This is a genomic window from Streptomyces sp. NPDC002088 (assembly GCF_040296605.1).
GTDB lineage: Bacteria > Actinomycetota > Actinomycetes > Streptomycetales > Streptomycetaceae > Streptomyces.
Genome location: NZ_JBEOXO010000074.1, coordinates 1 through 6,524, shown reverse-complemented (window position 1 = coordinate 6,524; position 6,524 = coordinate 1). Strand labels below are relative to the sequence as shown.

General features: G+C 68.6%; 9 protein-coding genes. 5 read left to right on the top strand and 4 right to left on the bottom strand.

The window, feature by feature from the left end; all coding sequences use genetic code 11:
- Positions 1-555: 555 nt before the first annotated feature.
- The 3 genes from ABT114_RS49770 to ABT114_RS49760 all read right to left on the bottom strand — a co-directional run bounded on the left by ABT114_RS49770 (position 556) and on the right by ABT114_RS49760 (position 1,891).
- A complete protein-coding gene (locus ABT114_RS49770) occupies positions 556-813 on the bottom strand; it encodes a hypothetical protein (RefSeq protein ID WP_351153850.1) in 258 nt (85 codons plus the stop codon).
- Complete coding sequence (locus ABT114_RS49765; protein ID WP_351153847.1) at positions 803-1,033, bottom strand: hypothetical protein; 231 nt, start codon at positions 1,031-1,033, stop codon at positions 803-805. Before ABT114_RS49765 ends, ABT114_RS49770 begins: the two co-directional genes overlap by 11 nt.
- Before the next feature lie 279 nt (positions 1,034-1,312).
- On the bottom strand, positions 1,313-1,891 hold the full coding sequence (locus ABT114_RS49760) for a TetR/AcrR family transcriptional regulator (RefSeq protein WP_351153845.1): 579 nt from the start codon (positions 1,889-1,891) through the stop codon (positions 1,313-1,315).
- A gap of 89 nt (positions 1,892-1,980) precedes the next feature.
- Here ABT114_RS49760 and ABT114_RS49755 point away from each other — a divergent pair, with 89 nt between their 5' ends.
- Both ABT114_RS49755 and ABT114_RS49750 read left to right on the top strand, forming a co-directional pair.
- On the top strand, positions 1,981-2,427 hold the full coding sequence (locus tag ABT114_RS49755; RefSeq protein ID WP_351153842.1) for an anthrone oxygenase family protein: 447 nt from the start codon (positions 1,981-1,983) through the stop codon (positions 2,425-2,427).
- Positions 2,428-2,648: 221 nt separating this feature from the next.
- Positions 2,649-3,074: a DUF4267 domain-containing protein gene (locus ABT114_RS49750; RefSeq protein WP_351153839.1), complete on the top strand. Its 426-nt coding sequence runs from the start codon at positions 2,649-2,651 to the stop codon at positions 3,072-3,074.
- A gap of 31 nt (positions 3,075-3,105) precedes the next feature.
- Here the strand turns inward: ABT114_RS49750 and ABT114_RS49745 are convergent, their stop codons facing one another.
- The gene (locus ABT114_RS49745; protein ID WP_351153836.1) at positions 3,106-4,404 is read right to left on the bottom strand and encodes an MFS transporter; all 1,299 of its coding nucleotides are present in this window, start codon (positions 4,402-4,404) and stop codon (positions 3,106-3,108) included.
- A 176-nt stretch (positions 4,405-4,580) separates the two neighbouring features.
- On the opposite strand from ABT114_RS49745, the gene ABT114_RS49740 reads away from it, so the two are divergent.
- The 3 genes from ABT114_RS49740 to ABT114_RS49730 all read left to right on the top strand — a co-directional run.
- On the top strand, positions 4,581-5,000 hold the full coding sequence (locus ABT114_RS49740) for a hypothetical protein (protein WP_351153833.1): 420 nt from the start codon (positions 4,581-4,583) through the stop codon (positions 4,998-5,000).
- A gap of 888 nt (positions 5,001-5,888) precedes the next feature.
- A complete protein-coding gene (locus tag ABT114_RS49735) occupies positions 5,889-6,125 on the top strand; it encodes a hypothetical protein (RefSeq protein ID WP_351153830.1) in 237 nt (78 codons plus the stop codon).
- 169 nt (positions 6,126-6,294) lie between these two features.
- Positions 6,295-6,524, top strand: a 230-nt coding sequence (locus tag ABT114_RS49730; RefSeq protein ID WP_351153827.1) for a hypothetical protein, incomplete at its 3' end; no start/stop codon positions are given.

The following is a 6,524-nucleotide window of genomic DNA, read 5'->3' as shown; positions in this document are numbered from 1 at the left end:
TCCACCACCTGCACGCCACCGAAGTCCATCCCCTCACCCCGAGGTTCGGACCACCGGACAGCGACCGCACACGGCCACGCCGCGCCCGAAAAGCCTGGAAACCACAGGCACACACAGAGTTCTAGAGACGCTACTGGCCGCCTCCGACATGCCAGCCCAAAGCTCCTGCGCCTCGTCGACCACGGCGCATCAGATGGACCGTCCGAAACCAGTGATCTCACCGACTGAGCGCCTGTCCGAGGCAATACTGCGACGGACAGTAACCGATCCGCTGAGTAGGCCCGCAGCTCGGTGCCGGGATTGCTTCCGGTCCGTTTCTCCGGAATACGACCGATGGGGCGCTTCCCACGTGGCCGACGCAGGGAGTGTTCCACTGCAGGTCACCGAAGCCAGGTGGCCGATCACGTCCTCCCCGCCGACGCGGGGGTGTTCCGCCGTCCCCTTCGAAGCCCCGCGTTGATCTGTCGTCCTCCCCGCCGACGCGGGGGTGCTCCCGCCCGCCGTCATGTCAGCGACCCGGACCTACCCGGATCCGGGGCGCTGCTGTTTTAGTGCTCAGGCTTCGACGTACGCCACGATGGTGATCGACCCCAGGGCGGTCACGTAGTAGATCACCCGTACGCCGTCGATCTCATCGACGTAGTCGCGCAGCAGGGTGCCGGGCACCTCGGTGCCGAGGTTCGGGTTGACGCTGATCGCCACGATCGCACGGTCCAGGCGGTGCGTCTCGGACGCGGTCAGCTTCGACAGCTGGGTGAGCGCAGGCTCCACGAGGATGACGCGCGAGCGCCGCGCACCGTGGTCAGGCGACACGGGGCTGCTCGCCGACGAGGCGTGCGAGGTGCGCGTCGCGGGCCTCTTCCCACAGCACACCGGACTCCGGGACCGGGTAGCCGTTCGCGGCGATGTCCTCCAGGACGGAGGCGAGGACGTCAACCTTGGCGCGCTGGTCAGCCGCGTACTTGCGGACCGATTCAGCGGCGGTCTCATCGAGTGGCTGGCGGTCGGGCGCGGCGGCCGGCTCCTGGCTCATCGAGGGCTCCCCTAGGACGTCATGTGGCGTGCGTTCTCACGGTATCGCCCAGGCGTGGCACAGCGGGTGCTACGGAACGAAACCGGTGCCACCTAGGGCGCGTATTGGGTCGTGATCAATGAGCATCGCAGCTTGCGGGGCGGGTGCCCGTCTGGGGTACGGGGCCCGGCGATCTGCGGCTGCGCCGTGTGGACGCGACGCGAGTGACCGGAAGGTTGCCGCAGGTAGGCAGCGGCGGGGGCCCGAGGGCCCCGGCTGCGTGCCCGCCGGGACGGTGTGTCAGACCACGGCGAGCCGGTCCACCAGTAGCTCCACCCTCTGCTCGGCGTCCTCCGGCAGCAGCCGTCCCGCCCGGGTCAGGGTCGCAAGGCCGTGCAGGGACGCCCAGAACACCTCGGTGAACAGCCCCGGGTGGACGCCGTCCCCGGCGACCTCGCCCAGGCTCTCCAGCAGCGCGGCGAAGGCGTCCTTCAGCGGCTCCGGGGTGTCCTCCTGCGCGTACGCCAGGCCGCCGTCGAGCTGGAACAAGGCGTCGTAGACTGCCGGGTTGCGTGCGGCGAAGTCGAGGTAGGCGCGGGCGAGGGCGGCGACCCGCTCGCGCGGGCCGTCCGCGGCGGAGGTCGCGGCACGCACGGCCGCGGCCATCTCCGCGGCGCCTTCGAGGGCGACGGCGCCGATGATCTCGCGCTTGCCGCGGAAGTGGCTGTAGAGGACGGGCTGGCTGTATTCGATGCGCTCGGCGAGCCGGCGGGTGGTGACCGCGTCCCAGCCCTGCTGCTCGGCGAGTTCGCGGGCCGTTGCCACGATGAGGCGCTCGCGCTCCGCCCGTTCACGCTGCTTGCGTTCCTGTACCGACATGATTCGATCCTAGCACCGCTAGACAATCAAGCGGCAGCAGTACTAGCGTTGCCTCATCAGCTAGCAACACTAGATACCAGGGGGGCATCATGTTCCACGCACTCGAGGTCGTCACCACCGTGATCGTCGGCGTGATGGTGGGGGTGGAGTTCTCCGTCGCCTTCGTCATCAACCCGATCCTCAACGCCCTCCCCGAGGACAGTGGCCAACTCGGCCACGCCCACGGAGGTCGGATGCTCGGCGCCGTGATGCCGGTCTGGTACATCGGCTCTCTCATCCTCGTCGCGGTCTGGGCCATCGCAGGATGGCACCACCACGGCACCGGCCTCGTCATCACCGCCGGCGCGCTGCTGGCCCTCAGCGTGATCATGTCGCTCCTGCTGCTCGTCCCGATCAACAACCGGAACAAGACGTGGACCCCTGACAACCGGCCCGCCGACTGGAAGGAGCAGATGAACCGCTGGGACCGCTACCACTACGTCCGCGTCGCCGTCATCATCGCCGCCTTCACCCTGCTCGTCGCCGCCCTCACCTGAGCCCGCGGGCCGACACCGCGCCCGTGGCGCACAATCCCCACTCCCCGGGCGGCAGCTGGCCACCGAAATCCCGACATCCGGGAATGCAGCTGCCGCTCAGATCCCACAACGGCGATCCCGACAAACTACGCCCCTCGATCAGCCGCGTCCGCGCGGCCTGATCAGGCTCCACTCGACTCAGCAAGCTCCACGAAGCTCACCAAGCTGCAAGGAGAAGAACAATGTCGCTGAAGAAGATCAACACCGTCCTGGCCGCCGCCTTCATCCTCTTCATCCTCTGGTTCGGGGCGGAGTTCATCCTGAGCCCGGAGACGACAGCGCCGGGCTTCGGCCTGCCGAGCTGGCCGTCCGGCGACGGCGACGGCTTCCTGATCATCAAGGGAATCCGCGACGTCGTCCTGGCCCTGGTCCTGGGCATCCTGCTGGTGACGGGCCACCGCCGGGCACTGGGCTGGGCGCTGCTGGTGGAGGCTCTCGCCGCGTACGGCGACATGACCACCGTGCTGGCCCACCACGGCTCCGTGGCCACCGCGCTCGGCGTCCACTGCCTGACCGCGACACTGATGGTGGTCAACGGCCTGCTGATAATGCACGAGACCCGCAAGGTCGCGGCCGCCCCGACAACGCCCGCCCCGCAGCCCGCCTAACGCCACCTTGGCGCGTGTCGGTATTCGCCTGTCAGCGCCTGCCGGGAAAGGCGAGGCGCACGATCTTCTTCCAGTGGGCGGCGACCTGGCCCCGTCTCTCCGGGATGGCGCAGCGCGGCCGAGTGCGCAGGGTGCGTACCTGCGGCGAGAGCAGGGCCACCGCGGTGGCCAGGACGACCAGGGCGGCACAGCCGGCCAGGGCCCGGCTGGTACCCACGGCCGCGGCGATCGGGCCTGCGACGAGTAGCCCGAGCGGGGCGAAGGCCAGGGAACCGAACCAGTCGTAGGAACTCACGCGGGACAGGACCCGATCTGGGATCTCCCGGTGGATGGTGGTGGCCCACAGCACGTTGAAGACATCGCTCGAGATACCGGCACCGAACATGGCTGCGGCGATCAGCCACACGGGGGCTTCGGTGCTGAGCAGAGCGATCGGTACAGCGGCCGGAAACGTGCACAGCACCGCCACGAAGATGGGTCGGTCGACCCGCACGCGGACGGCAAGGCCCGCACCTGCGATCGTGCCTGCAGCCTGCGCGGCCACGATGACCGACCACGCCCGCACCCCGCCGAGGTGCTGTTTGGCCGTCAGCGGGCCCAGGACGCCAACGTTGGCGTTGAGCGCGGCGACGACGACCGCGTACTGAGCAACGACGACCCACAACCACTGCCGGGAAGCGAACTCCTGCCACCCCTCTCGGAGGTCAGTCCAGCCCGACGCCTTCTTGCGCGGCCGCGCAACCACCCGCAGTTGGGCCGTCAGCGCCGCGCTGACGACGAAGGACGCCGCGTTGAGTGCGAGTGCCCAGCCGGCGCCCACCAGTGCCACGGTGACCCCGGACACCGCCAGGCCGAGCAGTAGGGAGCTGTTGGTGCCGACCCGCAGCAGCCCGTTGGCCCGCTGCAAGCGGTCTGCAGGCACGATCAACGGCACGAGGCCCTCCATCGCAGGGGCGAACAGAGCCGTCGCCGTTCCGGCCGCCACCGCCAGCAGGCACACCGCCGCCAGCGGTGCATGACCGGTCAGCACCATGGCGGCCAGACCCGCATAGGCCCCAGCCCCCAGCGCATCGGCCAGGACCATTAGTCTCGACCGTGAGATGCGGTCCGCGATCACCCCGCCCGCGAGGATGAACACCAGCTGGGGCAACGCCTGGCAGGCCAGCACCAGGGACAATCGACCTGCATTGGCTCCCGGCAGAGCAAGCACGGCGAACGCCAGCGCCACCCGCGCAAAGCCGTTACCCAGGACCGAAATGACCCGTGCGCAGACGAGCAGGACGAACTGCCGGTCGCGCCACAGCGGCGCCCCAACCGAAGAAACTGTCACGGCCCGGCACCCTACGGCGGCCCAGGTCGACGCACAGCCTGAACCAGCCACTCAGGACCAAGCTCTTCCTGATCATCTGACGGCTATTCGCACTCTGTGGCTTGATCACTCAGATGATGGTTTTACGTAGTCCCGTTCGACCTGTCTGTTCCCTGCGGATCTGCAACCTGATCTCCATGGATGTGCACGAGATGGTCGGAGTGGTGCCATCGAACATCGACGGTTTCGAGATCGGCTGGCGGGATACGGAGGGGGAACACCGGTTTCCATTGGCCGATGCGGCGTCGTCCGTGATGTTCGAGGCGGGGCTGCCGGTGCGCGGGTTTCCTTCCCATCGTGGGCCGCGTCACTTCCCGGGCCTGTACTGGTCAGCGACTACCGGTGGGCATGTGGGGTTCGAGTCCTGGCTGGAGCGCGATCACGCGATTCTGCTCGACTTCACGCCGCAGGTCACGGGTCTGCTGTCGCAGCCATTGTGGCTTTCTGGAAGGACGAGCGGGGCAAGCGGATCTCGCACGCTCCGGACTACTTCGCTCGGTTCTAGGACGGGCGGGGTCTGGTGGTGGACTGCCGGCCGGGGTGGGACGTCGTTGTAGCGGAGGCCGGGTTGCCCGGTGCGAGGCTGCCCTCACCGCTCGCACGGTTCCGGCTCGGGTGGTGCGGGAATCCGACCCCTGGTACGACGTACGCGCTGACCACGCGGGCACACTGCGAGACGGCGCTGCGCACGGGGCCCTGGAGGCCCTGCCCGCCCGCACCCAGCCCGAGGACTTGCTACTCGATGCCGCCGACCGGTACCGGATCGACGCCGTCGGCCCTCTACCTGACCCGCTCCGGGGTACTCACTTCCTGACCCGTCGGCGACTTCCTCGCCCTGCCCATCTCTGCACCAACCGCAGCCGCCAGCCCCGTGAGGCTGGCGGCTGGTGAGTCGGGCCGCGGCAGCCTGTTACTCGGACTTGGGGAACTTGAGGACGTCGAACAAGCTGTAGGAAGCGTCGAAAAAGTGATCCGACGAGAGAGCCATTGTCCTTCTGGTCGGTGGGGTCTTCCGAGACGGCAGTTGTACGGCTGCTGATGGTCGGGCTGTCGGCGGCCTGAGCAGGCAACGCCGACAGCCCGAGTACGGCACCGGCAAGGACAGCGGATACGGCGATTGGCCGCGCGATGATCTTCATGCCGGTCTAACGTTCACTTTGCCGAGGGGTGCGGCCCGCAGCAGAGGAGCTGGCGCCTGCCACCGCGGTCCCCCTGACCTGCGTGCCCAAGTTCGGAAAGATGTACTTACTTGCGCCTTCCCTACACCGCAGAGTCGGACGTGCCCGCGGGCGACACCGACGCCCGGCACTCCTTCCTACCTGGCACTGCGGCAGGTCTGGCATACCGTCATCCGGCTCATCCGCGATCATCTGCGCCTGCCGCCCGAGGTTCCACACTCCTCGCAGGGACACGACTTCGACTTCACCGACGCGGTGTTCGACGGCATGGACCTCTCGGATGTCGCGATCACCGGCGGCACGGTCTCCTTCGCCCACGCGGAGTTCACCAGCGGCACAGTCCACTTCAGCGGCACGGAGTTCACCGGCAGCACGGTCCACTTCAGCGTCGCGAGGTTCACCAGCGGCACGGTCGACTTCTCGGGAGCTGCTGGCACTACTCCGGACCATCTGCCGTCGAGCGGGCCCCTGCCGGCCGGACTGACCCTGCCTCCATCCTGGTAGCAGCCAGCCGGACTCTGACGCGGGTGATGGCGGGGACGGCAGACCTCGCAACGGCCGGCTTCCTGCCCAACGTCGCAGTCATGGCAGTAGCGACGACGGAGTTGCTCCAGCATGGCCCGCCCGCACCCGTGTGGCTCCCTGTACTCGGCCCGGCAGGAGAGTGGGCTGGATGCACTCTACAACCCGCGACTGGGGTATTGCGCAGGCCCGCACAGTGCCCCGACCATTGCAGGTCACGGCGTTGCGCAGCCCACCGCCCCGCGACGGCAGGCTGTGCAGTCTGGTCGGCACCGGTTGCGCAGCGCCGTCGGCCACCGCCCCCTGGTGCGCGCTCGGCTGCGGCTGGGCCGGCGGGTCAGAGGCTGCGGGCGGTGATGTCGCCGCGGGAGGTGGTGGCGC